At 60.8% G+C, this 24,304-nt stretch carries 25 protein-coding genes and 3 pseudogenes; 8 read left to right on the forward strand and 20 right to left on the reverse strand.

The genetic code is table 11. From position 1 onward, the window contains the following. Window positions 1-34 precede the first annotated feature (34 nt). The 5 genes from NL154_RS11270 to NL154_RS11290 all read right to left on the reverse strand — a co-directional run bounded on the left by NL154_RS11270 (window position 35) and on the right by NL154_RS11290 (window position 2,332). Complete coding sequence (locus NL154_RS11270; RefSeq protein ID WP_434734058.1) at window positions 35-502, reverse strand: DUF1801 domain-containing protein; 468 nt, start codon at window positions 500-502, stop codon at window positions 35-37. A 3-nt stretch (window positions 503-505) separates the two neighbouring features. Continuing rightward, the gene (locus NL154_RS11275) at window positions 506-706 is read right to left on the reverse strand and encodes a hypothetical protein (RefSeq protein ID WP_434734059.1); all 201 of its coding nucleotides are present in this window, start codon (window positions 704-706) and stop codon (window positions 506-508) included. A gap of 42 nt (window positions 707-748) precedes the next feature. Continuing rightward, complete coding sequence (locus NL154_RS11280) at window positions 749-1,159, reverse strand: SRPBCC family protein (protein WP_434734060.1); 411 nt, start codon at window positions 1,157-1,159, stop codon at window positions 749-751. Next, a complete protein-coding gene (locus NL154_RS11285) occupies window positions 1,156-1,479 on the reverse strand; it encodes an ArsR/SmtB family transcription factor (protein ID WP_011425688.1) in 324 nt (107 codons plus the stop codon). Before NL154_RS11285 ends, NL154_RS11280 begins: the two co-directional genes overlap by 4 nt. Before the next feature lie 481 nt (window positions 1,480-1,960). Next, window positions 1,961-2,332, reverse strand: a complete 372-nt coding sequence (locus NL154_RS11290) for a hypothetical protein (RefSeq protein WP_434734061.1) — start codon at window positions 2,330-2,332, stop codon at window positions 1,961-1,963. Between the two features lie 161 nt (window positions 2,333-2,493). On the opposite strand from NL154_RS11290, the gene NL154_RS11295 reads away from it, so the two are divergent. Both NL154_RS11295 and NL154_RS11300 read left to right on the forward strand, forming a co-directional pair. Then, window positions 2,494-3,363: an NAD(P)-dependent oxidoreductase gene (locus NL154_RS11295; RefSeq protein WP_210631022.1), complete on the forward strand. Its 870-nt coding sequence runs from the start codon at window positions 2,494-2,496 to the stop codon at window positions 3,361-3,363. Further along, window positions 3,360-4,043, forward strand: a complete 684-nt coding sequence (locus NL154_RS11300; RefSeq protein ID WP_434734062.1) for a DNA alkylation repair protein — start codon at window positions 3,360-3,362, stop codon at window positions 4,041-4,043. The genes NL154_RS11295 and NL154_RS11300 overlap by 4 nt, the downstream gene beginning before the upstream one ends. Window positions 4,044-4,079: 36 nt before the next feature. Here the strand turns inward: NL154_RS11300 and NL154_RS11305 are convergent. From NL154_RS11305 to NL154_RS11325, 5 genes and pseudogenes are all read right to left on the reverse strand, one after another. After that, window positions 4,080-4,972, reverse strand: a pseudogene (locus NL154_RS11305) (LysR substrate-binding domain-containing protein). 400 nt (window positions 4,973-5,372) lie between these two features. Continuing rightward, a complete protein-coding gene (locus tag NL154_RS11310; protein ID WP_210631020.1) occupies window positions 5,373-6,395 on the reverse strand; it encodes a porin in 1,023 nt (340 codons plus the stop codon). A 693-nt stretch (window positions 6,396-7,088) separates the two neighbouring features. Then, entirely contained in the window at window positions 7,089-7,577 is a 489-nt protein-coding gene (locus tag NL154_RS11315; protein ID WP_004678404.1) for an Lrp/AsnC family transcriptional regulator, read from the reverse strand. A gap of 69 nt (window positions 7,578-7,646) precedes the next feature. After that, window positions 7,647-8,279: a uracil-DNA glycosylase family protein gene (locus NL154_RS11320; protein WP_221164231.1), complete on the reverse strand. Its 633-nt coding sequence runs from the start codon at window positions 8,277-8,279 to the stop codon at window positions 7,647-7,649. Between the two features lie 4 nt (window positions 8,280-8,283). After that, window positions 8,284-8,841, reverse strand: a complete 558-nt coding sequence (locus NL154_RS11325; protein ID WP_221153549.1) for a thermonuclease family protein — start codon at window positions 8,839-8,841, stop codon at window positions 8,284-8,286. A 106-nt stretch (window positions 8,842-8,947) separates the two neighbouring features. Here NL154_RS11325 and NL154_RS11330 point away from each other — a divergent pair, with 106 nt between their 5' ends. Next, window positions 8,948-10,483, forward strand: coding sequence for a sensor histidine kinase (locus tag NL154_RS11330; RefSeq protein ID WP_221164240.1), 1,536 nt, complete (start codon window positions 8,948-8,950; stop codon window positions 10,481-10,483). A gap of 104 nt (window positions 10,484-10,587) precedes the next feature. Here the strand turns inward: NL154_RS11330 and NL154_RS11335 are convergent, their stop codons facing one another. Next, entirely contained in the window at window positions 10,588-10,971 is a 384-nt protein-coding gene (locus NL154_RS11335; protein WP_221164229.1) for a diacylglycerol kinase, read from the reverse strand. 114 nt (window positions 10,972-11,085) lie between these two features. Beyond that, window positions 11,086-12,102: a nicotinate-nucleotide--dimethylbenzimidazole phosphoribosyltransferase gene (gene cobT / locus NL154_RS11340; RefSeq protein WP_221164228.1), complete on the reverse strand. Its 1,017-nt coding sequence runs from the start codon at window positions 12,100-12,102 to the stop codon at window positions 11,086-11,088. Window positions 12,103-12,240: 138 nt separating this feature from the next. Between cobT and NL154_RS11345 the strand changes: the two genes are divergently transcribed. Genes NL154_RS11345 through NL154_RS11355 form a run of 3 tightly spaced genes read left to right on the forward strand, consistent with a single transcriptional unit; the run spans window position 12,241 to window position 13,958 of the window. Further along, on the forward strand, window positions 12,241-13,023 hold the full coding sequence (locus NL154_RS11345; protein WP_434734063.1) for an adenosylcobinamide-GDP ribazoletransferase: 783 nt from the start codon (window positions 12,241-12,243) through the stop codon (window positions 13,021-13,023). A gap of 18 nt (window positions 13,024-13,041) precedes the next feature. Further along, entirely contained in the window at window positions 13,042-13,260 is a 219-nt protein-coding gene (locus tag NL154_RS11350; protein WP_221145240.1) for a DUF1289 domain-containing protein, read from the forward strand. After that, on the forward strand, window positions 13,257-13,958 hold the full coding sequence (locus NL154_RS11355; RefSeq protein ID WP_210631012.1) for a TIGR02281 family clan AA aspartic protease: 702 nt from the start codon (window positions 13,257-13,259) through the stop codon (window positions 13,956-13,958). Before NL154_RS11350 ends, NL154_RS11355 begins: the two co-directional genes overlap by 4 nt. Window positions 13,959-13,972: 14 nt before the next feature. Here the strand turns inward: NL154_RS11355 and NL154_RS11360 are convergent. Continuing rightward, a pseudogene (locus NL154_RS11360) lies at window positions 13,973-14,559 on the reverse strand (Bcr/CflA family drug resistance efflux transporter); the annotation flags it as partial. A gap of 280 nt (window positions 14,560-14,839) precedes the next feature. Between NL154_RS11360 and NL154_RS11365 the strand changes: the two are divergent. Together NL154_RS11365 and NL154_RS11370 are read left to right on the forward strand one after the other, a co-directional pair. Beyond that, window positions 14,840-15,019: pseudogene (locus NL154_RS11365) on the forward strand (hypothetical protein); the annotation flags it as partial. Window positions 15,020-15,082: 63 nt separating this feature from the next. Continuing rightward, window positions 15,083-16,006: a LysR family transcriptional regulator gene (locus NL154_RS11370; protein ID WP_434734064.1), complete on the forward strand. Its 924-nt coding sequence runs from the start codon at window positions 15,083-15,085 to the stop codon at window positions 16,004-16,006. On the opposite strand, the gene NL154_RS11375 is transcribed toward NL154_RS11370, so the two are convergent. From NL154_RS11375 to NL154_RS11405, 7 genes are all read right to left on the reverse strand, one after another. Continuing rightward, window positions 15,969-16,697 carry an SDR family oxidoreductase gene (locus NL154_RS11375; RefSeq protein WP_210631009.1) on the reverse strand — a complete coding sequence of 243 codons (729 nt, stop codon included), beginning with the start codon at window positions 16,695-16,697 and terminating at the stop codon, window positions 15,969-15,971. The two genes, NL154_RS11370 and NL154_RS11375, sit on opposite strands and share 38 nt — an antisense overlap. A 117-nt stretch (window positions 16,698-16,814) precedes the next feature. Next, entirely contained in the window at window positions 16,815-17,576 is a 762-nt protein-coding gene (locus NL154_RS11380; RefSeq protein ID WP_210631008.1) for an ABC transporter permease, read from the reverse strand. Further along, entirely contained in the window at window positions 17,573-18,499 is a 927-nt protein-coding gene (locus tag NL154_RS11385) for an ABC transporter ATP-binding protein (protein ID WP_221145247.1), read from the reverse strand. Before NL154_RS11385 ends, NL154_RS11380 begins: the two co-directional genes overlap by 4 nt. Before the next feature lie 705 nt (window positions 18,500-19,204). After that, the gene (locus tag NL154_RS11390) at window positions 19,205-20,818 is read right to left on the reverse strand and encodes a glycoside hydrolase family 43 protein (protein WP_434734065.1); all 1,614 of its coding nucleotides are present in this window, start codon (window positions 20,816-20,818) and stop codon (window positions 19,205-19,207) included. Window positions 20,819-21,046: 228 nt separating this feature from the next. Continuing rightward, window positions 21,047-22,078, reverse strand: coding sequence for an L-glyceraldehyde 3-phosphate reductase (gene mgrA, locus NL154_RS11395; protein ID WP_434734066.1), 1,032 nt, complete (start codon window positions 22,076-22,078; stop codon window positions 21,047-21,049). A 295-nt stretch (window positions 22,079-22,373) separates the two neighbouring features. After that, window positions 22,374-23,507, reverse strand: coding sequence for a Gfo/Idh/MocA family protein (locus NL154_RS11400; protein WP_221164224.1), 1,134 nt, complete (start codon window positions 23,505-23,507; stop codon window positions 22,374-22,376). Between the two features lie 8 nt (window positions 23,508-23,515). Continuing rightward, a complete protein-coding gene (locus NL154_RS11405; protein WP_210631003.1) occupies window positions 23,516-24,277 on the reverse strand; it encodes a sugar phosphate isomerase/epimerase family protein in 762 nt (253 codons plus the stop codon). Between the last annotated feature and the right edge of the window lie 27 nt (window positions 24,278-24,304).

The raw sequence follows: 24,304 nt of genomic DNA on the forward strand, positions 1-24,304 counted from the left end.
ATTTATCGTTCTCCCATCGCCGCGCATCAAAACCTCACACCCGTTCGCCCGGCAAACGGCTCGCCTGCTCTACCCAGGAGGCGATCTGCGCCTCGTCGAAAGGGTCGTCCTCGCATATGTCGAGGTAGCGCACCTCTTTCTGCTTGGACTCGCCTGGCGGTAGGGGATGCAGCGACGCACCCTTGAAGAAAGCCACCTTGACATAGCTGGCGTAGCAATGGACGCCGAGGAACCAACCTTGCCCTTCCATGCCGTAAAAGGGCGAGTTCCACTTGATCGCCTTGCAGACGCCGGGCACGGTTCTGCTGATCAGCGCATCGAGGCGACGCCCGATCTCACTTTTCCAGTCCGGCATGGCGGCGATATAGGCTTGCACGGGCGCATCGCCGTAACCCTTGGGGATTTGCGGGTTGCCGCCCGACAGAAGCTTCGGCGCGGCGACCGCCGGTTTGGCAGTCTCTTTCATGACTTTCTCCGCACCCTGCGACGTTTTGCCCGCCATGGATCACCTCCTATCCGCCGATGCATCCCACGCGCCGTTTCGCGGCAAGGGCAGCACAAACAGGCCGAACGGCAGCAACGCCAAGAGCCCAACCCAGACCGCCGACTTCTCCTGCACCATGGCGATGATATTGACGATGACGACCAGCGTAAAGGCAATCGACAGCCAACGGTGGACCTGCCGACACCAGTTGTTCCGGTTCAATGAAGCCTCCTTGAACGAGCCCGACCGGCCGCCGCCAATGGATTAGTCAACCCGCGTCAACACCTGTTCCAGCTTGTCGAAGAATTGCGGCCACCCGCTCCTGGCGCCGCCATAGGCCTGCCGCTGATCCGCCCGAAAACCCGACTGCTCCATTCGCAGATGCGTACCCGCGCCCGTTGGGGTGAGCGTCCAGGTCACGACGGTTTCGAGGCCATAGGCGCCCCAGCTGTAAGCGAGGGTCTTGTGTGGTTCGACTTCCAGAACTCGGCAGTCGACGGCGCCCCAATCGGCGTTGAAGTTGAAGTGATGGTCGACGACCGGCCTGAAGTCGCTTTCCATCAACCACTCTTGGATCAGGTGCGGCTGGGTCAGCGCCCGCCAGATCTTTTCCGCTGGAAAAGGCATTTCCCGCTCGATGACGACGGAACGCGTTTCGGTCGATATGTCTGTCATTGATCCATCCTCTTCAACAAATCTTCGAGCGCATTGAAGCGGCTTTGCCAGAAGCCGGCCATCTCGCTCGTCCAGTCGACGAGCGGCGCAAGCGCTCCGAGCTGCGCGCTATAATGCGTCTGCCGCCCTTCATGACGGTCGCGCACCAGGCCGGCTTGCTTCAGCAGCCCGAGATGCTTCGAAACGACCGGCTGCGAGACCCCGGCCTGCGCCGTCAACGCCCCGACCGTCTTCTCCCCTTCCCGGCACAGCCGCTCGAAAAGCGCGCGCCGGGTGGGATCCGCAAGCGTCCTGAAGAGCACGTCCTGAACGTTCGACATTGAAGACCCATACCCGTAAAGCTATGAATATACCTGTATCCATGGAGGTATACGTATGTCAATCTACGAACAGAACGCGACAAATCGAACGAATAATGTATTGCCAACCCGTCAATTGATACAACAATCGAAAGGATACGAATACGGCCATCATAGCCGATCCGCTATGAATAATCCCTACTCGCCAGCCACGAGGCTAACCACAGAAACGCCGAAAGCCGCAGACGGCTTCCGGCGATACATGCATCTGCGATCATGAGCCCGAGGCGACTTTCAGGTTGCCGCCATGGCTGCTGCGCCGGCGAAGATCTGTTTGCGGCCGAATTTATTGTTGAAAGCCTGGCAAGCCCGCTCTTGGCGAGCGGACACACGCCTGACATGGCCACCACCCCGCAGATGCCCCAGAAAGATAGCAGCGGCGCCTGGTGAAATGGTGCCCGGAACCGCTATTGGAAGCAGTTCCTCGCCCTCGCCTTGCCCGCTACTTCCCCCGGCGTTCGGCGGCCAGCCGCTCGTGAATGACGGCGGGACCGCCGGCAAGACGTTTCGCAAGCAGGCTCGCCGGATCGACGATGCGCCAATAGGGCGTCACCATCGAAGGTGGTTCGCCCTTCTCCAGTTCACCGACGGACAGGTCGGCAATCGCACGCAAATGCCGCTGCACCGTCACCGGACAGCAGGCGTCCGCTCCGTATTGGGCAGCGAGACGGCGGCGCAGAACGCCAGCCTCGGTAAGGACACCTTCAGGCGCAAACCGAATCTGCTCTGCGACCATCTTCTGAGACGGAATAAGCATCGCCTGCGTGCCGCTGCGGCCTTTGCGGCGCGGCTCGATTCTTGGAATTTCGCTCATGTCACCCCCAGTAACATTGTGCTTCGTTCCATCTAGGGCTCGGCCGATCGGCGACCAGCCTCAAAGAAGCAATCAAAAGGAAGTCCGTCTTCACGGCTTTTCTGCTTGCGCCGTTTCAGTTAATCCTCAGGGCCTCTCACTCTGGATAAGGATAGGAACATATGGCTAAAGTCGCGTTCATCGGTCTCGGCGTCATGGGCTTCCCCATGGCCGGTCATCTGAAGACAAAGGGCGGCCACGATGTCACCGTCTACAATCGCACGGCCGAAAGAGCTGCTGCCTGGGCCGAGAAATTCTCCGGCAAATCCGCCCCCACTCCGGCCGAGGCAGCGGAAGGTGTCGATTTCGTCTTCGTCTGCGTTGGCAATGACGACGATCTCCGCTCGGTCACCTCAGGCGAAAACGGCGCCCTGCACGGCATGAAGCCGGGTTCGGTGCTGATCGATAACACCACCGCCAGCGCCGAGGTCGCCCGCGAGCTTTATGCCGCGGCAAAGGAAAAGGGTGTGGATTTCATCGACGCTCCGGTCTCTGGCGGCCAGGCCGGCGCCGAAAACGGAGTGCTGACCGTCATGTGCGGCGGCGATGAAGCTGTCTTCGAGAGAGCCCGGCCGGTGATCGACGCCTATGCGCGTATGGTCGGCCTGATGGGGCCAGCTGGCTCCGGACAGCTTACCAAGATGGTCAACCAGATCTGCATCGCTGGCCTCGTCCAGGGGCTTTCAGAAGCGCTGCACTTCGGCAAGCGCGCCGGCCTCGATATTGAAAAGGTCGTCGAGGTAATCTCGAAAGGCGCGGCCGGCTCCTGGCAGATGGAAAATCGCCACAAGACCATGAACGCCGGCAAATATGATTTCGGCTTCGCGGTCGACTGGATGCGGAAAGACCTTGGCATCGTGCTCGCCGAAGCCCGCAGCAACGGCGCCAAGCTGCCGGTCACCGCCCTCGTCGACCAGTTCTACGGCGATGTGCAGGCGATGGGCGGCAATCGTTGGGACACTTCTTCGCTGCTCGCCCGGCTTGAGAAATGATCGGTCGCTCTTCCGATCCGGCTGAACTGATCGCGCATCTCGAAACGCTGCGCTCGGAGGAGAATGCCGCTGGAATGGCGCGATTCGGCATCGTCACCGACCGCGCCCTCGGAATTTCCAATGCTGATATCAGGGCGGTCGCCAGATTGGCGAAGAGGAATCACCTCAGGGCAATGCAGCTCTGGCGAAGCAATATTCGCGAGGCTCGGCTGCTCGCTCTCTATACCGCCGAGCCGAAGCGGCTGACGCCGGAAGAAGCCAGAAACTGGGCTCATGATTTCGACTCCTGGGAAATCGTCGACTGCGCCGCCGATCTCTTCGTCGAGGCGGGCCTGGACGAGCTCATTCCTGAATTCGCTGCCGACGAGCGCGAATTTGTTCGTCGCGCCGCCTTCGCCATGATCGCGGGCGCCGCCGTACATCGAAAGGGCGCTACCGATACGGCCATCCTCTCCTGGCTGCCTGTGATCGAGGCGCATTCCGGCGATTCCCGCAACTTCGTACGCAAGGCGGTCAATTGGGCACTGCGCAGCATCGGCAAGCGCAATCGCGCCTGCCATGGACCGGCACTGGGGTTGGCGAAGCTGTTGGCTGAACGTCCAGATAAAACCGCCCGCTGGATCGGCAGGGATGCGGTCAGGGAGCTGAGCGGTGAAAGGCTGTTGGCACGGCTGAAATAGCGCGATGCGTCCCAGACTGAGGCTGTCGCCTCGTCGTCAATGACGCTTGGATTTTTCCACCACAAAATCGATGAGCACTCTGACCGCCGGCGGCATGCACTTGGCGGTTGTGAAGACGATATGGAACTGGCTTTCTTCCGACTGCCATTCCGGCAGCACCCGCACCAGCCCGCCGGCCTGCAGATCCGCCTCACACGCGCTTTCGAGCAGAAGTCCGAAGCCGCGGCCGGCGAGCGCTGCATCGAGAATGGCGGTCACGCTGCGGCAGGTCAACCTCGGCTGATGCCGGATTACCCGTTTGTCGTCATTCGGAGCGATGAGCTCCCAGGTATGGAACGACACCCACGGGGTCATCGCCAGCGTCGGAAGGTCGGCGAGCTCGTCGACGCAATTTTCAACCGCCGATACGTTCGATGAGCGACGGACTTGCGACCAGAACGCGCCGCGCCCGGTCGAGCTTGCGCATCGTCCGGCTCGTCTGTGTCTCCGGCTCGCTGGTCGCCCTCACCTCAAGATCGATTCGTTGATGAGGTCGGCGCGGCGGTCGGAGCCGATAATCTGCAGCTTTATCTTCGGAAAGCGTTCGAGGAATTCAGGCAGGATACCTCCGACCGAAATGTCGACCAGACCTAGCGGGCAGCCCGTCCGCACCACGCCCGGCGGGTCGGATTGAGCCTCGGTGACGATCGATTTGGCGGGGTCGGCCTCCTGCAGAATGGTCTGGCATCTTTCGTAAAAAGCTTGACCGATCTCTGTCACCCGGAAGTGACGGGTCGAACGCTCTATGAGCCGTGCGCCAAGCCCATCCTCAAGTCGGCTGACCCGCCTGCTCAATTTTGAGCGCGGTATTTTGAGATTGCGACTTGCAGAAGCAAAACCACCGCTGGAGACGACGGCTGCAAATAATAATAGTCGTTGAGATCGTCCATACGAACAAGCTGTCCGAGAGTAGGAATGAATGCCGCCCCCCGAAAGGGCTGTATCCTCTCTCCACCAAAGCTGTAATCACATTGTCGGTATTGGATTTTCTTTCCACGACCCGTCGCGGCAACGCCAATCAATGGCCAACGGTCAATCCAAACTCTCTTGAGAATAAGCATGGCCTTAAGCAAGGCCGACAGGATGCCGACGTGCGATACACAACATGCCGGTTCGGCTTACCTGGATGACGCTCCGGAAAGACAGCCACAAGAGCGCGTCTCAAAAACGCTGCAAGGACGGTCCGGCAGGGAAGACCGGACCCGTCCCCGTAGCTGATCGGAGGTCACTCGGATCAGAAACTGATTGAAGCGTCCCCGGTCTGAAGACCGGGGACACTCACCAAGTGGATTAGAACGAACGCTGCAGGCGGAAGTAGCCCGAGGTAGAGTCGTCAGCGTCTTCCGGATCGAGGTACTGAACCGAAGCCTTGGCGTAGAAGTTGTCGACGATCTGGTAATCAACCGTCAGACCAACCTTCCAGGCATCACCACCGCTGAAGTCGTCGCCGGAGACATAGTAGTCGCCGTAGTACTGGACGCCGGGGGTGATCTTGAGCTTGTCGGTTGCCTTGATAGCGTATTCGGCAGCGACAGCCCATTCAGCTGCGGAGTAGTAGGAGTTCGGGCCGGAAGAATATACGGCAGCGAGGCCGAGCGTGCCGGGGCCGATGTCAACCGTACCCATTGCGCGGATAGCGCCGTCTTCGTTGTCGAAGTCCCAACCGCCGGTGAGCTGGTAGCTGAAGGCACCTGCCTTGCCGCCGAGACCGAAGGCAACGCCGACGTTGTTCGGGCCTTCGCCAGACTTGTAGAAGCCATCTTCCAGTTCGTCGACGCTGAGACCAGCGTAGAAGTCGCCGCTTTCGTACTGATAGCGGATGGAGTTGTGCAGCGTTACGATCGAGCCGATGTCGTCGGTTTCACCCGAAAGACCATCGTCCCACCAGCTGTAGAAGAGACCGGCGCGGAAGCCCGCGACGTCGAGGTAAGCGGAGTCGAGAATAGCTTCCTGGTCGGAGGCATTGTCAGCATTAAACTGCATGACGATGACGCCGGTCAGCGGACCATACTCGGTGTCGCTCTTGGCCGTGAACTGAACCTGACCGCGGGTCTTGGCATCCCAATCCGAATCGTTGCTGGCCGAGCCATTGAGCGGCTGATCACCAACGTCGACCTGGAAACGGATGTAGCCTTCGATCTTGAGGCAAGTTTCGGTGCCGGGGATGTAGAAGTAGCCGGTGCCGTAAGCGTCGCAGACGCGAACATATTCAACCGGTTCCGGCTCAGCAGCAACAATAGCGTCAGCTGCAAGAACCGGCGTCGATGCAGCAAATGCTGCTGCTGATGCGAGCAAAACCATTCTGATGTTCATTTACCAATCCATTCCTTTGTCGATCGGGGCTGACGTCTCATCGGGTAGTCAATTCGAAGCCGGCCCAGTTTGAACAGCCATCTCGGCGTGCGGATCGATCGAACCGCCAAACCGTCATCACATAGAAGCCTCAATCAAGCAATTCGAGATACATGCGCGGTGGGTCGGCGCGAGCAACTTTCGCTACGGACGTGATTTTTATACAACAATTTCAAAAAATTACGCGAAAAAAACCGCACAAAGCGGCCCCGCGAGGGAACCTCCCTCGCAAGCCGCAAACGCTATGCGCCAATGTCAAATTCTCCACCGTTCGACCCCCGCCGAACACAATGGTGAAGCACATAAACTCTACCGCCGACTGTTCAACCTATACAAGGTAGCGGTGTAGAACATGGTGTCCTGATTTCGATACCAATGAGTCAAAATGATGACATGGCGCTTATTGATGCCACACATCATAGCCTTGCAATCGTTACCAGGCTATATGTTTCTCCACCACTTTGGTGAAACTGGAGCGTTTTTTCGCGGTTTTTCCGGCTTTTTTTGCAGTGAGGGCCACATTTTTCCGAAAGCCGCTTCCGAGCGCCGCATTCCCGTGTGCGAGCGAATCGCGTCAAAGACCCGGATCCGGGGCGAGTACCACACGGCATATGCGACTGCCGGCCAGCGGCTCGTCGCAACCTATCGGCGATTTCAATCCTCGTTGGATTTGGCGTTCTCAAGAATCATGTAGTCGAGCGGCAGCTGCGTCGAATACTTGATCTGCTCCATCGCAAAGGCAGAGGAGACGTCGCGAATCTCGATCTTGGCGATCATCCGCTTATAGAAGGCGTCGTAGGCGGCGATATCGGGCACGACGACTCGCAGGAGATAGTCGACGTCACCGCTCATTCTGTAGAATTCGACCACCTCGGGAAATTCGGCAACCACCTCGGAAAAGCGGCGCAGCCACTCGATCGAATGGGTGGCGGTGCGAATCGATACGAAAACCGTGACCTTGGTATTGACCTTCTCCGGATCGAGAATGGCGACCCGACGCTTGATGACACCATCTTCCTCCATTTTCTGAATGCGCCGCCAGCATGGCGTCGTCGAAAGCCCCACCTTCTTGGCGAGGTCGGCAACGGCAAGGGTCGAATCTTCTTGCAGCAGACGCAGTATTTTTCGGTCGAGGCGGTCCATGCGCACGTCAGTCCTTTCGAATTATTTTCTTTGTATAACCCGATTCCGCACAACGAAAAGAATTTTTTTTCAGGAAAGCAGCGTTTTCACTCGCTCCCGCAGGACAGGAAGCAATTCTTGCTCGAACCAGGAATTGCGTTTCAGCCAGCCGCTGTTGCGCCAGCTCGGATGCGGCAACGGCAGCACCGCCGGCGACCGGCCAGACAGCAGACTGTCGCGCCACGCTCGCACCGTCTCGCTCATATTGCCTCGCCTGTCGTCAGCCATATGCCAGGACTGCGCATACTGGCCGATGACCAGCACCAGCTCGATCTGCGGCATTGCCGCAATCGCCCTTTGCCGCCAGACCGGAGCGCATTCACGGCGTGGAGGCAGGTCCGCGCCTTTGTCGTCGTAGCCGGGAAAGCAGAAGCCCATCGGCACAATGGCGAACCGGGCGCGGTCGTAAAAGCTTGCTCTGTCAACGCCGAGCCATGATCGCAACCGGTCGCCCGATGCATCGTCGAACGGCAGACCGCTCTCATGCACCCGAAGGCCGGGCGCCTGCCCGGCGATCAGGATGCGCGCGCTCGAAGAGATCACCGCCACCGGTCTGGGTTCGTGCGGCAGCCGGTGCTCAGGACCTTTCGCCGGGGTATCGCGACAGATGCGACAGGCCGCAATTTCCCGCCGCAGAGTTTCCAGCTCGGCTTCGTCGGTCATCGCTTTACTCCCATCCGACGATCCGCCCGATGAAGCGCAGCGCGTCGCCGTAACCGGATTCGTGGCGGGCACGATCACGCACATCGCGCGGCCGCTCGAAAGTCCCGGCCCACAGCCCCGCTTTCGCCCGTTTCGCCTCGATCTCTTCCTTGCCGTAACCACCATAGGAAACAGCCATGCCTCGGCGCACCATGCCGGCATTGATGTCGCCGCCCGTCGCATTCCGACAGACGACAAGCAGCCTGTCGTAGCGGTCGCGCCGGTCGCCCTGGCAAAGCGTTCCCGATGCCAGCACCATCTCCTGCAGCGCGTCCCGCGCCACGCGCCCGCAAGCCCAGGCCTTTCCCGCCCGTTCGCAGCTCTGGCTAAGCTCGGGCGCGTCAATGCCTTCGAGGCGGAAGCGCTCTCCGCCCAATGTCAGACTGTCGCCATCGGCAGCATGAAAGGCGCCTGCACGCTTGATTGTTGCTCTGTCGTTGATCTTGGCAGCAATCAGCGCCAGGAGCACCAGCAAGGCAATAGCGGTCACGCCGTCACGAATCAGGCGCAGGCCACGTGTCACGCTTTCGCCTCCTTAAAAAACAAATCCTTGGCAAAGATGGCAAACATCTTCTTAAGAATTGCCGGTTAAGCTCTTATCCACCCAGGGGTGAAGTTTCAACGTGCACATGAGTACCGGCGTAAGCACATCGACCGACAAGATTATCGTCGACAGGTCGCGCAGCCACCGCAACAAGGCCGTTTCCAAGGCCGTGCGGCAAACGCGCGAACGCCTGCAGTCCGGTCATGCGTCCAATTCCGCCTTCGACCGTGACGTACTCAAGATGTATATAGCGTCGATGCTGCAGGGCGCGACGATCATGCCGCTCTTCGTCGTCATCATCACCGCCCTTGGCGTCTATTTCACTGAAGATACCCAATTGCTCTTCTGGGCGCTGCTGACGCTCAGCTGTCACACCGGCAACATCCTGCTCGCCCGGCGCGCGCGCCGACAGGAGATCACCTCCGAGAGCGCCCGCAAATGGCGCCGCCTGCTGCTCGCCGGCCAATTCCTGGTCGGCTGCTGCTGGGCCGTCTTCGCGCTGCAGGGCTGCGACGCCTGCGAGCCGTCGAGCTTCATTCTCTATAAGGGCGCAACTTTGCTGATTGCGCTTTCCGTCACGGCGATGTCGAACTTCATGCTGACGCCGGCCGTACTGGTCGCTTTCGCGCCAGCGGTCCTGGCGCTTGGCGCCAAGAGCGGCCTGTCGCGCGACCTCCTCGAAATCAGTCTGACCGGGCTTTTCACCACCACCCTCGTCTTCTTCAACTATATCAGTGACCGGCTCTTCAAATCGAACCTTAGGATCCTCTCCTACCAGTCGGAGAAGGACGACCTGATCGCCGAACTGGAAGTGGCGAAATCAATGTCAGATGAGGCGCGCCGCCGCGCCGAAGAGGCAAACCTCGCCAAGTCCCGCTTCCTTGCCTCCATGTCGCACGAGCTCAGGACTCCGCTCAATGCCATCCTCGGCTTCTCCGAGGTGATGTCGGCCGAAGTCATGGGACCACTCGCCAATCCGACCTACAAGGAATATGCCGGTGATATCCATCGCTCCGGCCAGCATCTGCTCGATCTCATCAACGAAATCCTCGACCTGTCGCGCATTGAGGCCGGCAAATACGAACTGAGCGAGGAAGCGATCTCGTTGCTCGATATCACCGAGGATTGCATCGGCATGGTCCAGCTGCGCGCCCGCGCCAAGAACATTGCCATTTCGGATCAATTCGAGCGGCAGTTGCCGGCTATCTGGGCCGACGAGAAGTCGATGCGCCAGGTGGTGCTCAACCTACTCTCCAATGCCGTCAAATTCACGCCGCAGGGCGGCGAAATCCACGTCAAGGTAGGCTGGACGGCCGGCGGCGGACAATACATCTCGATCAAGGACAACGGCCCCGGCATTCCCGAAGAAGAGATTCCCGTCGTCCTCTCGGCCTTCGGCCAGGGCTCGATCGCCATCAAGAGCGCCGAACAAGGCACCGGCCTCGGCCTGCCGATCGTTCAGGCGATCCTTGCCAAGCATGACGGACAGTTCCTGCTGAAATCGAGGCTGCGTGAAGGCACCGAGGTCATCGCCATCCTGCCCGCCAAGCGCGTGCTCCAGAGCCTGCCGGCCGTCGAAGAGGCTCAGGCTGTCACGCGCAAGCGCAAGAGTTTTGCCTAATGCATGTAGTCCGGAAGTTTTCGGCGGTTCCGGGATAACGACATGCATAAAACAAGGAGCTAAAGCGCGTCGCATGAATCAAGTTTCACGCGACGCGCTTTAGTTCAACTGAAAAACAGGTGCTTGCCGAGAACGAATCCGAGATAGAGGCAGCAGGCGGCGATCATGCAGGTCACCGCAAAGGAACCGAGATCCTTGGCATGTTTGCCGACGATCGAAATCTCCGGTGAAATCCGGTCGATCACTTCTTCGACGGCGGTATTCATCGCCTCCATCGAAAACAGCCCGAGGAACAGCAGCACCGCGACGACGATCTCACCGAAAGTGGCGCCCACCAGCACCAGTGCCGCCAGCGAAACGAGGAAGAAACCGAGCTCCTGGCGGAAGGCCGCCTCTTTCAGCACGCGCAGGAAACCTGCCCAGGAATAGCTGGCCGCGGCGATGAAATGTCGAAATCCGGTCTGCTTCGTCACCGCGGGCTTTGTCAAGATTGATCCCCCAGAGCATGTCGCGCAGAAGTGTGCAGCGGTTTTGCGATAACGAGATGCGTAAAACAAGGATTTAAAGCGCGGGCCAAGCGAATCTGAAAGATCGCGACGCGCTTAATGCTTGTTGCTCACGCCTGCCTGGGCAAACGTCGCCATGCCGGAATGGCAGGCAGCGGCGGCCTTGACGATGCCGGCGGCAAGCGCCGCACCAGTGCCTTCGCCAAGCCGCATGCCGAGCGCCAGAAGCGGCGTCTTGCCGAGCATCTCGATTGCGCGCAGGTGGCCGGGCTCGCTGGAGACATGGCCGATCAGGCAATGATCGAGCGCGGAGGGGTTGGCGGCTCTCAGAATCGCCGCCGCGGCAGTCGCGACATAACCGTCGATCAGCACCGGGATGCGCTCCATCCGGGCGGCAAGGATGGCACCGGCCATCGCCGCGATCTCGCGGCCGCCAAGCCGGCGCATGATCTCCAGGGGATCGTCGAGATGTTCGCTATGCAGTTCCACCGCCTTTTCCACCGCCGCGATCTTGCGCTCCAGCATCTCGCCTTCCGAACCGGTGCCGGGTCCGACCCAGTCGCGCGCCGACCCGCCGTAGAGCGCATAGTTGATCGCCGCCGCAATCGTCGTGTTGCCGATTCCCATCTCGCCGATGCAGAGCAGGTCGGTGCCGCCGGCGATCGCCTCCATGCCGAAGGCCATGGTCGCGGCGCAGTCGCGCTCGGAAAGCGCCGCCTCCTCGGTGATGTCGCCCGTGGGGTAATCGAGCGCGAGATCGAAAACTTTCAGCCCGAGATCATAGGCCACGCAGATCTGGTTGATCGCAGCTCCCCCTGCGGCAAAATTCTCGACCATCTGCTGCGTCACCGCGGGCGGAAAGGGTGTGATGCCCTGTCTGGTGACGCCGTGATTGCCGGCGAAGATCGCCACCAGCGGCCGGTTGACGGCAGGTTGACGACCTGTCCAGGCGGCAAGCCAGAAGGCAATCTCCTCGAGCCGTCCGAGCGCGCCCGGCGGCTTGGTCAGCTGCGCGTCGCGTTCGCGTGCGGTCACCAGTGCGCGGGCATCCGGACCAGGCAGGTCCCGGAGCAGGGTACGGAAATCGTCGAAGGGCAGGCCTGAAACGCTCATCGGTGCGTATTCCTATGAATCGGCTATTCTTGTTTTTTTGACGCAAATCAGCTTCTTTGCGGTGGCTCTCTCTTAAAGCCGGCGGACGAAGCGAACAACATCAAAAGCGCCGCAGCCCCTCCGGCAGAACGAAACAGAATGAAGATCAAGGATTATGCGGTCGATACCGCCCGCGCCGTCGCCTTTCTGAGCCGCCTTCCGATGCCGCCAGCCCTGTTCAAAGGCTATGACGGCAGCCTCGGCCGCCTGGTGCGCGCCTTTCCCCTCGCGGGCCTGATCGTTGGCTTCTTCCCGGCGCTCGCCCTCTTGCTTCTTTCAGGCTCGCGCGCCGACCCGCTGATGGCGGCGCTGCTCGCGCTTTCCGTCCAGGCTCTTGCCACCGGCGCGCTGCACGAAGACGGCTTGGCCGATACGGCCGACGGTATCGGCGGCGGCAGGAGCCGCGAACAGAGCCTCATCATCATGAAGGACAGCCGGATCGGCACCTATGGCGCGATAGCGCTGATTCTTTCCTTCGCGCTCCGTGCGGCCGCACTCGCCGCCATTGTCCGCCAGTCCTCGCCACTCGCTGCAGCGCTTGCCGTTGCCGCCGTCGCAGCGCTCAGCCGTGGCGCTATCGCCTGGCATTGGCAACGGCTGCCGCCGGCAAAGGCCGATGGCGTGGCCGCCTCGACCGGCCAGCCGAATGAGGCGGCGATGCATTTTGCGCTCGTCTCGGCCGGTCTGCTTGCGGCACTTCTGATCTGGCCGGCATTCGGCCTGCGACCGCTCGTCGCCAGCTTGCTCGCCACCGGTTTCGCAGGATTCGCCTTCACCGCCATCATCCGCCGCAGGCTTGCCGGCCACACCGGCGATACGCTGGGCGCGACACAGCAGATTTGCGAAATAGCCATCCTTTGCGCCCTTGCCGCAGCTCTTTGAAACTCCGATATATCAGCCATGCAAACACCCTGCATTCACGTCTGCTCCATGGTTTCAGCCACCGGTTTCTGCGCCGGCTGCGGCCGCACTCTTCAGGAAATCGGTGGCTGGATGAACTATACCGATGCCGAACGACGGGGGATCATGGCGCAGCTGGTGGCAAGGCTTTCAGGTACCGTCCCGGCTTTGAACCGGGCGGGATCAAACGTCGCCGGCGGGCCGGAGCGGCCTTTATGATCCGTTTCATCCTCTTGCTCCTCGTCATCGTCATTGGCCTCGCCGTGCTGATCGTCAACAATGACAGCGGCCGCATCCTCGGCCTGCAGAGCGATGAATTCGGCCGCTTCATCTATCTCCTGCCGATCGCGCTGATGCTGTCGGCCGGCATTTGGGGTAGCCGACAAAATGTCGGTGAAACCATGCGCCAGTTGATGATCTGGTTCGTCATCATCCTGGCGCTCGCAACCGTCTACCTCTATCGCCAGGAAGCGCTCGGCGTCGGCAACCGGCTGCTTGCCGGCCTCATTCCCGGCCGTGCCGTCGTCGTCACGACGAGCCAAGGCGGCCAGGAAGTCATCCTGCACAAGCTGCTGAACGGCCATTTCGAAGCCGATGTCGGTGTGAATGGCCAGACCGTCGAAATGCTCGTCGATACCGGCGCCAGCATGGTGGCGCTCTCGCATGAAGATGCCGCAAGAATCGGTATCGACCTCTCCCGCCTCACCTATTCCATGACCGTCATGACCGCCAACGGTCGCAGCCGCGCCGCCCCCGTCACGCTCGACCAAGTGGCGATCGGTCCGATCGTCCGCAACAATGTCGCAGCCAGCGTCGCCGAGGACGGCCGGCTTGACCAGAGCCTGCTCGGCATGAGCTTCCTGGAAACGCTGGGCTCCTTGCAGATGCAGACGGACGAATTGCGCATGCGGGATTGATCCGGCAGAACAAGTCATGCCCCCGATCCGCTCTCGGCCGGCTCTCCATTGGGAATACCGACCGCAAGTCGCCGGTCGACAAAAGCTGTAAAAAACGCTGCCGATAAGGCAAGTGACGCCGATGTCAGCAACAACGCGAACAGTGTCGACACTGCGCCTGCCTCCCGGAGAAACAGCCCGGCGATCGAAGCGATCAGGGCGGCGCCGGCGATCGACATGGCTGCGGCAAGGCCCGCATCGGTGCCGGCGAATGGCCGCGAACCGACATCACGCCAAGATTGGCGGCCGGAAAGGTCAAGCCATTGCCGATGCCGATGAACATACAGGGTCCGAAAAATCCCAGGACATGCGTGATGCCCGAGATCGACAGGACCAGCCCCAGCAGCAGCCCCATGCACGTCGATAAACGCGCAATGACGAGCGTGGTGCTGAGCGATTTCCTCGTCAATCGGCCAGCGAGATAACTGCCCAGAATGAATCCCGCCGGAACCATTCCCATGAGGAAGCCCAGTTTCGCGCTCGATCCGCCGAGCGAGGAACTGACGGCCAGGGATGCGCCTCCAAGAAAGATATAGAGAGTGCCGGTGGAGCAGGCGTGACATGGTCTTGTCCATGGTGTGAGGGAGATTGTGGGAATCTGACGAGGCGCAGCGCAAATTCAGGGCATAAAAAAAGCCCCGTCAGGAGCTTGATTTACCGCGCATGGGGCTGATCGCCGGATGGTTACACCATCCTGCCCATGCGCCCTATCACCACCGGAAGAACCATCGCGATCTTCATGGCCGTTACTGCTAGACAGAAATTTCAACATCGTCAACGTGCGGTTTCAATGTTCGTTGAAAATGCAAGCCGAAGAGCCCGCGCCGGCGCGATGCGGGCTTTTCACGCTCTTTGCTTATGGCGTCCCAGTCTCAAAACTCGCCCCGATCTGGAGCTGCGTGCTGGTGACGCTGGCGATCGGCGCAGTCTTTCTCGGCGAAGCCTCCGAGCTCAACATGGCGCGGTTCGCAGCCGGCACCGTTTTCATCCTGTCGGGCGCCCTGCTCGTCAGCAGTGCCTGACAGCAATTGCGGCTGGATCATCTTTATTGATATCCTGCCTTCGCGCAAATGCCGGAGCCCGACATGACCCCACGACAACTGAAGACTTTCCTTGCCGTGATGCGGCACGGAAACCTCACGCGCGCCGCCGCAGAGGTCAATCTCGCTCAGTCGAGCCTCAGTGATCAGATCCAGGCGCTCGAAGAGGAGATGGGCGTTGAACTCTTCCTCCGCTCCCGGCAGGGCGTCGCTCCCACACCGGCAGGCATGGCACTGAAGGCCTATGCGGAAGAGATCCTGGCACTGAACGACGAGGCGCAGACCGCCGTCCGCGTTGCCGCCGACATTTCCGAATCCTCTGTTACCCTGGGCACGCTCGAAACCATTGCCGCTGAAAGGCTGGCGCCCTGGCTCTCCCTCCTCCGCGGGCAAAATCCCGATCTCGGTCTCAAGCTCAAGGTCGGCGGCAGTGGCGAGTTGCATGCGAAATTACAGCACGGCTCTGTTGATATCGTCTTCACCTTCGATCGCGGCCAGCAGGACGAGCGCTTCGTGACACGCCGCATCGCCAGCGAGCCGCTGGTGCTGATTGCCGCCGGCAGATCGCAAACCCCGCCGCCGGAAAACCTCGCAGCCCTACGCAGCGCCCCGTTCATCGCAACCGCGGCCGGCTGCATCTATCGCCACCTGCTCGATACCGCCTTTGCCGAAGCGGGTTTAGGTGCGCCGGCCATTGTCGCAGAGGCCGACAGCATCGCAACGATCATCCGGCTCGTGGCATCAGGCGCCGGCCACGGCCTGGTCCCGAGCCTTGCGGTGGGGCCGTCCATTGCGCGCGGCGATGTCGTCGAACTGTCATGGCCCGGCCGACCGCTGGCAGCCTCGCTGGTGATGATGTGGCGACGCCGGCGCGTCCAGCCGCCGCAGATCTCTTTCCTTCTGCAATCGGCCAGCGAACATCTTTCGCCGATCAGACCAGCCGATGCCCGCCTTCGACATGCAGGGTAGTTCCCGTGGTGAAGCTATTGCCGATCAGGAAGCGGATCGCATCGGCGATATCTTCGGGCTGCCCAACCCGCCCAGCCGGCAGGCGCTGCGCCATCGCATCCAGCCGCGCCTGCTTGGCGTCACCGGCAACGAAGCTCCAGATCGGCGTGTCCACCCAGCCGGGCGAGACCGCATTGACGCGGATCGGCGCCAGTTCGACGGCAAGCGCCCTGACCAGGCCTTCGAGTGCCGCGTTGACGGCCGCGACCACCGATCCGCGCGCGAGCGGCCGATAGGCGGCAATACCTGAGGTGTAGGTGATCGAACCTGAGGACGGCAGTCGGGAGGCGCCATATTTCGCCAGCAGCAGCGGCCCGTAGAACTTGCTCTGGACCACCTTTTGCGCGGCCGTCAGCTCGAGCGACGACAGCAGCTGATAGGCTCCTTCGATTTCCGCCGCCGTGCTGACGATATGATCGACCGGTCCGCTCTCCCGAAACAGCGCCGCGACCTCCTCCTCCTGGCCCAGGTCGACGATATGCGTTCCGAGTTTCGGGTGGTCGCCGAGATGACGGCAAGCTGCCGCAAGCTTCTCCTGACCGCGCCCGGCAATCGTCACCGACGCCCCCTCATCGAGCAGACGCCGGGCAAGCGCAAGCCCCATGCCGGAACTGCCGCCGACAATTATCACCTTCTGACCTTCGATGTTCATAACAGCTGTCTCGCCTCTCCATTGGGATGAGACAGCAGATGCCTTCGCCGGACGCGAAAGAAAAACGGAAGAAGCCGATAGCACAATCGGCTTCTCCGATCATCGACGTTCAAGCGGTCAGTTGCGCAGTCGGTATCCGGTCTTGAAGATCCAGCCGAGCGTTGCCAGGCAGATTGCCAGGAACACGGTGATCATCGCCAAGCTGATCGCCGGGTTGACATCAGCGATGCCGTAAAAGCTCCAGCGGAAGCCGCTGACGAGGTAAAGCACCGGGTTGAAGTGGCTGACCGCCTGCCAGAAAGGCGGCAGCATGCTGACGGAATAGAAGCTGCCGCCGAGGAAGGTCAGCGGCGGCACCACGAGCATGGGAATGAGGTTCAGCTGCTCGAAATTGCCGGCCCAGATGCCGATCATGAAGCCGAACAGGCTGAAAGTGACCGCGGTCAGCAGGAAGAACAGGATCATCATGAAGGGATGTTGGATCCTGACGTCGACGAAGAGATTGGCGGTCAAGAGAATGATGACGCCGATGATGACGCCCTTGGTCGCCGCCGCCCCGACATAACCGAGCAGGATCTCCGTCATCGCCACGGGCGCCGACAGCACCTCATAGATCGTGCCGGTGAATTTCGGGAAGTAGATGCCGAAGGAGCCGTTGCTGATGCACTGGCCGAGCAGCGTCAGCATGATGAGGCCCGGCGTGATGAAAGCACCGTAGGATACGCCCTCCACTTCCTGGATGCGCGAACCGACTGCCGCCCCGAAGACGATGAAATAAAGCGAGGTCGAGATGACAGGCGAGATGACGCTCTGCAGCAGCGTGCGGCGCGTGCGCGCCATCTCGAAGAAATAGATCGATTTGACCGCTTCGAAGTTCATTTGCTCGCTCCCACCAGCGCCACGAAGATATCTTCGAGCGAACTCTGCCGCGTCGAGAGATCCTTGAAATGGATATTGTTCTCGCCGAGCCGGGTCAGCAGCGTCGCGATGCTTTCCTGCTCGTTATCGGCGTCGAAATCATAAGTCAGGCGACTTCCGTCCGCTTCGAGAGTGAGGCCATTGCCGGCAAAGCAGTCCGGCAGCCGGCTCAGCGGTTCCGCCAGATCGAGAATGAGCTGCTTGCGGCCGAGCTTGGCCATCAACGCCGCCTTTTCCTCGACGAGCAGCAACTCGCCGCCGTTGATGACGCCGACGCGGTCGGCGATTTCCTCGGCCTCTTCGATATAATGGGTCGTCAGGATGATGGTGACGCCCGAAGCCCGGAGTTCTTCGACGACGTGCCACATGTCCTTGCGCAGCGTCACGTCGACGCCGGCAGTCGGCTCGTCGAGGAAAAGAATATCCGGCTCATGCGAAAGCGCCTTGGCGATCAGCACCCGTCGTTTCATGCCGCCGGAGAGCTGACGCAGCATATTGTCCTTCTTGTCCCAAAGCGAAAGCGCCCGCAGCACCTTCTCGATATGCGCTGGATTGGCCTTCTTGCCATGCAACCCGCGAGAAAAGCTCACTGTGTTGAACACTGTCTCGAACTGATCGGTCGTCAGTTCCTGCGGCACCAGTCCGATCATCGAGCGGGTCGCGCGGAAATCCTTTACGACGTCCTGGCCGGCCACCAGCACGCGGCCGCCGCTCGGATTGGCGATGCCGCAGATGATTGAGATCAGGGTCGTCTTGCCGGCGCCGTTCGGCCCGAGCAGAGCCAGGATCTCGCCCTTCTCGACATCGAGGTTGATGCCCTTCAGGGCCTCGAACCCGTTGGCATAAGTCTTGGTCAGGTTCTGAACGGAAATAATGGGGGTCATGCAGGACTCTTGCGGATGCTCGAAAGTATTTCGGCCCGCTATATAGTCCCTCTGTGACGCTTTGACATCCTTCGGGAACATGAACACTGCATTCACGCCTCGCCAACACCGTCACTTTCGTCAAGCCGATCACCCATTGGTGACAAGCCTGGGATAGTCGGCTTCCGATAGCCATCGCACGCCGCCAATTCTCCCTGAAAGAAGGGCAGAGGTCTGCTCCGGATGTCATCATCCGGTGATATTCATGCCCGATAAGAGAGCCGAGGCAAGCACCGGCATCCGCCCCGCCGCTCATTCCTTTGCGGAGCCGTCTTACCGGCGTTCTCGTTGCGCCTTTTCCGCTGCCTCGGCACGTAATGAAAGTTATTGTTCAGTCACCAAGCGTTTGGAACCGGCCAGTATCCCTGTGCAGCCGCGTTCGTCTCAGCCGGCCTCTGCGCCGGCTTTCTTTTTGATGTGTCGTTGCAGCAGGTGGCCGACCTCGTCCTTCGAGGCCCTGCGGGGCACCAGGATTAGGTCGGAGAGAGGTCGCGGCCATGTCGCAAGACATAGCAGCGAGCTGGGCAAACGGATTGGCCCAAGTGAGCATTCCGATCTGGGCCCGCAGCGAGACGGCACAACGATCGGCCCTCATCGTGAGGTGCGTCGGCCAAAGGCCGAGGCCTCTAAGGACGAGGGCGGGTGGGAAGCAGTGGATGCTCCCCCTCACAACTCATCATAATTGAACCAATCAAAATCCGCCGTCTTCCCACGCCCCGACGTATCGAAGGCGAAGACGCCGGCAAAAGCACCGGTAAAGGAGCCGTGCTCACCGCGACCGCCCTCGTCGGAAATCACGCCGGCGTCCAGGAGAGGGCCGATCCGTTGCCATGCGCCCTTGCCTTCCGTCTGCCAGAAGAATTGCAGGTCATTTTCGCGGATTTCCATCGCAAGCTGGACACGGCCCTCGGCCGGGATCGTTACTCCGCTTTCGGCGGGAAAGCTGAGGCGGCCGTTCGGGTAGTCGCCGTCGCAGGAGAGGATGGTCACGCAGCGGCCGAGCGTTTCGTGCAGCGTCACGGCAATCGCGTGGAACTTGTGGCGATTGTAGTAATGCGTCAGCCCCGCCACCTGCTGATAGGTGTCGGGCGAAAATTCGATCACGGTCTCGGCGCGGAAACTATGATGTTCCTGCCGGCGCGCGACCAGCGACTGCTCGAACCAGGAGCCTATGCTTTCGCGACCGATCAGCCTGAGATGGCCGGGACGGTCCGTCAGATTGAAGATGCGCTGGGGTTCGGGCGTGCGCAGCCACTGGAAATCGGCCGGCAGCTTGTCCCCATCGAAACTGTACTCGCTGCGTATCGGCTTCTCCACCGGCACTGCGCCGAAGAGACCCTGCACATCGACATCGGGCACGTAGGTGCCGTTTTCCAGATAGAGCCAATCATCGTCGCGCCAGACGCATTTCTGCAGGGACGTTTCGCGCCCCAGCGTGCAGCGCCGTTTCGGCGGCAGCGGCCGGCCGCAGAGATGGGTGTGATAGGCTTCGCCGTCTGGCGTCTCGACATATTGGCCGTGCCCTGCCCGCTGCAGCACCGCGCCCGGATGATCCTTCGAGGTGATGAGATGCATGTTCGGATGCATCTCATAGGGCCCCTCGATGCGGCGCGAACGCGCCATGGTGACGGCGTGGTCATAGCCGGTGCCGCCTTCGGCGGTCGTCAGATAATACCAGCCGTTCTTCTTGAAGAGATGCGGCCCTTCCACGAGGCCGAGCGGGCTGCCGGCGAAGATGTTTTTGATCGGCCCCTTCAGCGCCTTGGTCGCCGGATCCCATTCCTGCAGCAGGATGCCGTCGAAAGCCGGCGATTTCGGCGAACCGCCGAAGCTCTGGGTCCGGTGGTTCCACTGCATGTTGACGAACCATTTGCGGCCGTCATCGTCGTGGAAAAGCGAGGGATCGAAGCCGGAGGAATTCACATAGACCGGCTCGGACCATTCGCCCTCGATCGAAGACGACGTCACGATGTAATTATGTGCATCCTTGAAATTGCCGTCGAAGCGCTTGACGTCAGTATAAACAAGCCAGAACTGCCCGTCGGCATAGGAAAGACACGGCGCCCAGATGCCGCAACTATCGGGATTGCCGCGCATGTCGAGCTGCGAGGCACGCTCCAGCGGCCGGCGCACCAGCGTCCAGTTCACCAGGTCCCGCGAATGATGGATCTGCACACCCGGATACCATTCGAAGGTGGAGGTGGCGATGTAATAATCGTCGCCGACGCGGCAGATCGACGGATCGGGATTGAACCCGGGCAGGATGGGATTACGGATCATGGACGGCCTCCTCCTAGATTATTGCGGTACGTACGTCAGAACGTGCGGTTCAGCTCGCCTCCCCACCCTCATCTCTGTGCCCTTAGGGCTTTGCCCAAGGGATGTCACAGAAATCCGGCCGGCCTAAGTCCTTGGGCCGGAAAGACCCTTCTCACCGCGCAGACGCGCGGTGTCTGGATTCCTGTGACGAGCACAGGAATGAGGGAGCAACAAATGTGCTCCCTGCCTTCATTCCCGCTCCGCCGACTTCGCCCAGAGGTTGATATCGGCCTCCTTGGCATAGACATCGATCTCCTTCAGCTCCTCGGCCGAGAACTCGATATTATCCAGCGCTTTGACGCAATCGACGATCTGCGACGAGCGGCTGGCGCCGATCAGCGCCGAGGTCACGCGTCCGCCGCGCAGCACCCAGGCTATCGCCATCTGCGCCAGCGTCTGGCCACGCCTTTCGGCAATCTCGTTGAGCCTGCTGATATTGTCGATGATCGAGGGGCGGATGAAATCGCGCTTCAGGAAATGGTTCTGAGCTGCCCGGCTGTCGGCCGGAATGCCGCCGAGATACTTCGTCGTCAGCATGCCCTGGGCGAGCGGCGAGAACACGATCGAACCCATGCCGATGTCATCGAGCGTATCGAGCAGCCTGTCATCCTCGACCCAGCGGTTGAGCATTGAATAACTCGGCTGATGGATCAGGCAGGGCGTGCCGAGGTCCTTGAGGATGGCGGCTGCTTCGCGGGTGCGCTGCGAATTATAGGAGGAGATCCCGACATAGAGCGCCCGGCCGGAGCGGACGATATGGTCGAGCGCGCCGCAGGTCTCTTCCAGCGGCGTTTCCGGGTCGAAGCGATGCGAATAGAAGATGTCGACATAGTCGAGGCCCATGCGCTTCAGGCTCTGGTCGCAGGAGGCGACCAGGTACTTGCGGCTGCCCCATTCGCCATAGGGACCAGGCCACATATCGTAGCCGGCCTTCGAGGAGATGATCAGCTCGTCGCGAAGCCCGGAGAATTCGGTGCGCAGGATCTCGCCGAAGGCAGCCTCTGCGCTGCCGAGAGGCGGGCCGTAATTGTTGGCGAGATCGAAATGGGTGATGCCGAGGTCGAAGGCCGTGCGGCACATGTCGATCTTCCGGTCATGCGGCGTATCACCGCCGAAATTGTGCCAGAGGCCGAGGGAGACGGCCGGAAGCTTCAGGCCGGAGCGGCCCGTGCGGTTATATTTCATTTTTGAATAACGGTCTGCTGCCGGTTGCCAGCTCATGGAAGTCTCCTTAATCGAATATCAGCGTCCTCATCATGCAACGTCTTCGGCTCACGAAAACGCCGACGCCTACCCCCTGTCTGCCTGCCGGCACCTTCTCCCCGCGAGCGGAGTGAAGGGAAATGCCACAGCCTGTCCTTCCCCACCACCTCTCACATGGCGCGTCCCTCACCCGTTTAGGCGGAAAGGGTTAGGGTGAGGGGCAACCATCGGCAAAAACCGGATCGTGAGGCCGACATGATGAAACAAATGGAGCAAGCGCGCCAATACGGCAAGCGCAGGCGCGCTTTCTCCGCTACCTCAACAGCGCCTGCGCCTCTTCGATGCCAAGCGCCGCTGGCTGGGTGCAAGTCGTCGTCAGCTCGATAAAACGATCCTCCTCGCCTGATTTCAGGATCGAGGTCATGACGTCGACGCCGTGCAGAGTGCGGTCAAGCGAGCAGCGCGCGTCGCGGCCTTCGATCAGCGACATTGCCATATCGGCAAGGCCAGCCGTGCGGTAATTGGCCCGCGAGCCGCTCGGACTTTCCTGGTTGATCTTGCCGAAGGGGTGCTCCCAGGGCTCGAGCGGCTTGATGTCCTTGTCGCGACCGCTGGCCTCTACGGTGCCGCCGAAGAAGTTCGGGTCCGGTACGTAGAGAGAGCCGTCGGTGCCGTAGAGTTCCATATTCGCATGGCGATGCGACCACACATCCCAGCTTGCCGACAGCGTCACCGTGGCGCCGCTGACGAATTCGAGCAGCGCCTGGATCGTCGTCGGCGTTTTGACCGGGATGATTTCGCCGTGGCGCGGCTGGCTGGTGATCGTCCGGGTCGCCGATGCCATCGAGGTCATGGCGCCGACGCGCTTCACTGGGCCGATCAGGTTGATCAGATTGGCGATGTAATAAGGACCGAGATCCAGGATCGGGCCGCCGCCCGGCAGGAAGAAGAAATCCGGGTTCGGATGCCACATCTCCATACCGGGGCTCATGACATAGCAGGCTCCCGAGGTCACCCGGCCGATGCCGCCATCGTCGATGAACTTGCGGGCGAGCTGATGGGCGCCGCCGAGGAAAGTGTCCGGCGCGCAGCCGACGGCAAGGTTCTTCGCCTTGGCGATGCGGCGAAGCTCTTCGCCCTGCTCCAGCGAAAGCACCAGCGGCTTTTCCGAATAGACGTGTTTGCCGGCTTCGAGGATCGCCTTCGACACCGGAAAATGCGCATCCGGGATCGTCAAGTTGACGACGACGTCGATCTCGTCATTGGCGAGAAGCTCGTCGATCGTCTGTGACTTGACGCCATATTCCTTGGCGCGGGCCTCGGCGGCCCGCACGTTGATATCGGCGCAGGCCAGCACCTTCAGCCCCTTGAAGAGCGGTGCCAGCGAGAAGTAGGTGGTGGAGATGTTGCCGCATCCGATGATGCCAACGCCAAGTTCCCTGGTCATGATTTGCCTCAATAAGTCTGGAAGGATGCAATCGAACGGCTGATGTTGCGGTCGATGTCTTTCGGATTGTCATGTTCGACGACGAAGTGCTTCGCCTTGGTGCCGCGCAGTGTGGCAATCAGCTTGGCCCATTCGACCTTGCCGTGGCCGACATCGGCCCAGCCGTCTTCATCCGTCGCTTCACCGGCCGGCGCGATGTCCTTGACGTGGACTGCGGTAATGCGCGAGCCGAGCGTGTCGATCCAGGCAAAGGGATCGGCGCCGCCCCGGATAACCCAGGCAATATCGGCTTCCCAGGAAATGTCGGGCGCGCCTTCGAAGATGCGCTCGATCGGCAGCGAGCCGTCAGCCAGCTTGACGAATTCGAAATCATGATTGTGCCAGCCGAACTCGTAGCCGGCATCCTTATAGGGCTTGCTCATTTCCTGTAGACGCTTGCCGAAGGCGAGCCAACCGGCTCCGTCCGAGGGGCGCTGGTCGGCCGCCAGATGCGGGGCATAGATCGAATCCATGCCGAGTATCCTAGCGATGTTGAGCGACTTCTGGACTTCCTTCTCCAGAAAGTCGGGACTGAAGTGTCCGCTCGCCATCACCAGGCCGTTCTTGTCGAGATCGGCGCGAAGGCTCTTCAGTCCCGCATCGTCGAGATCGGCATAGATGCCGCCGAACCCCTCGACCTCCGCATAGCCTGATTTGCCGAGCTTTTCGAAAATCACAGAATAGGGCTGGAAGTTGCGCGCACTGTAGAGCTGGTAGCTGAGTTTCGTCATCTTATTCTCCTTGGGCCTCGTGCCCAT

This window comes from Rhizobium sp. YTUHZ044 (assembly GCF_051123975.1).
Taxonomy (GTDB): Bacteria; Pseudomonadota; Alphaproteobacteria; order Rhizobiales; family Rhizobiaceae; genus Rhizobium.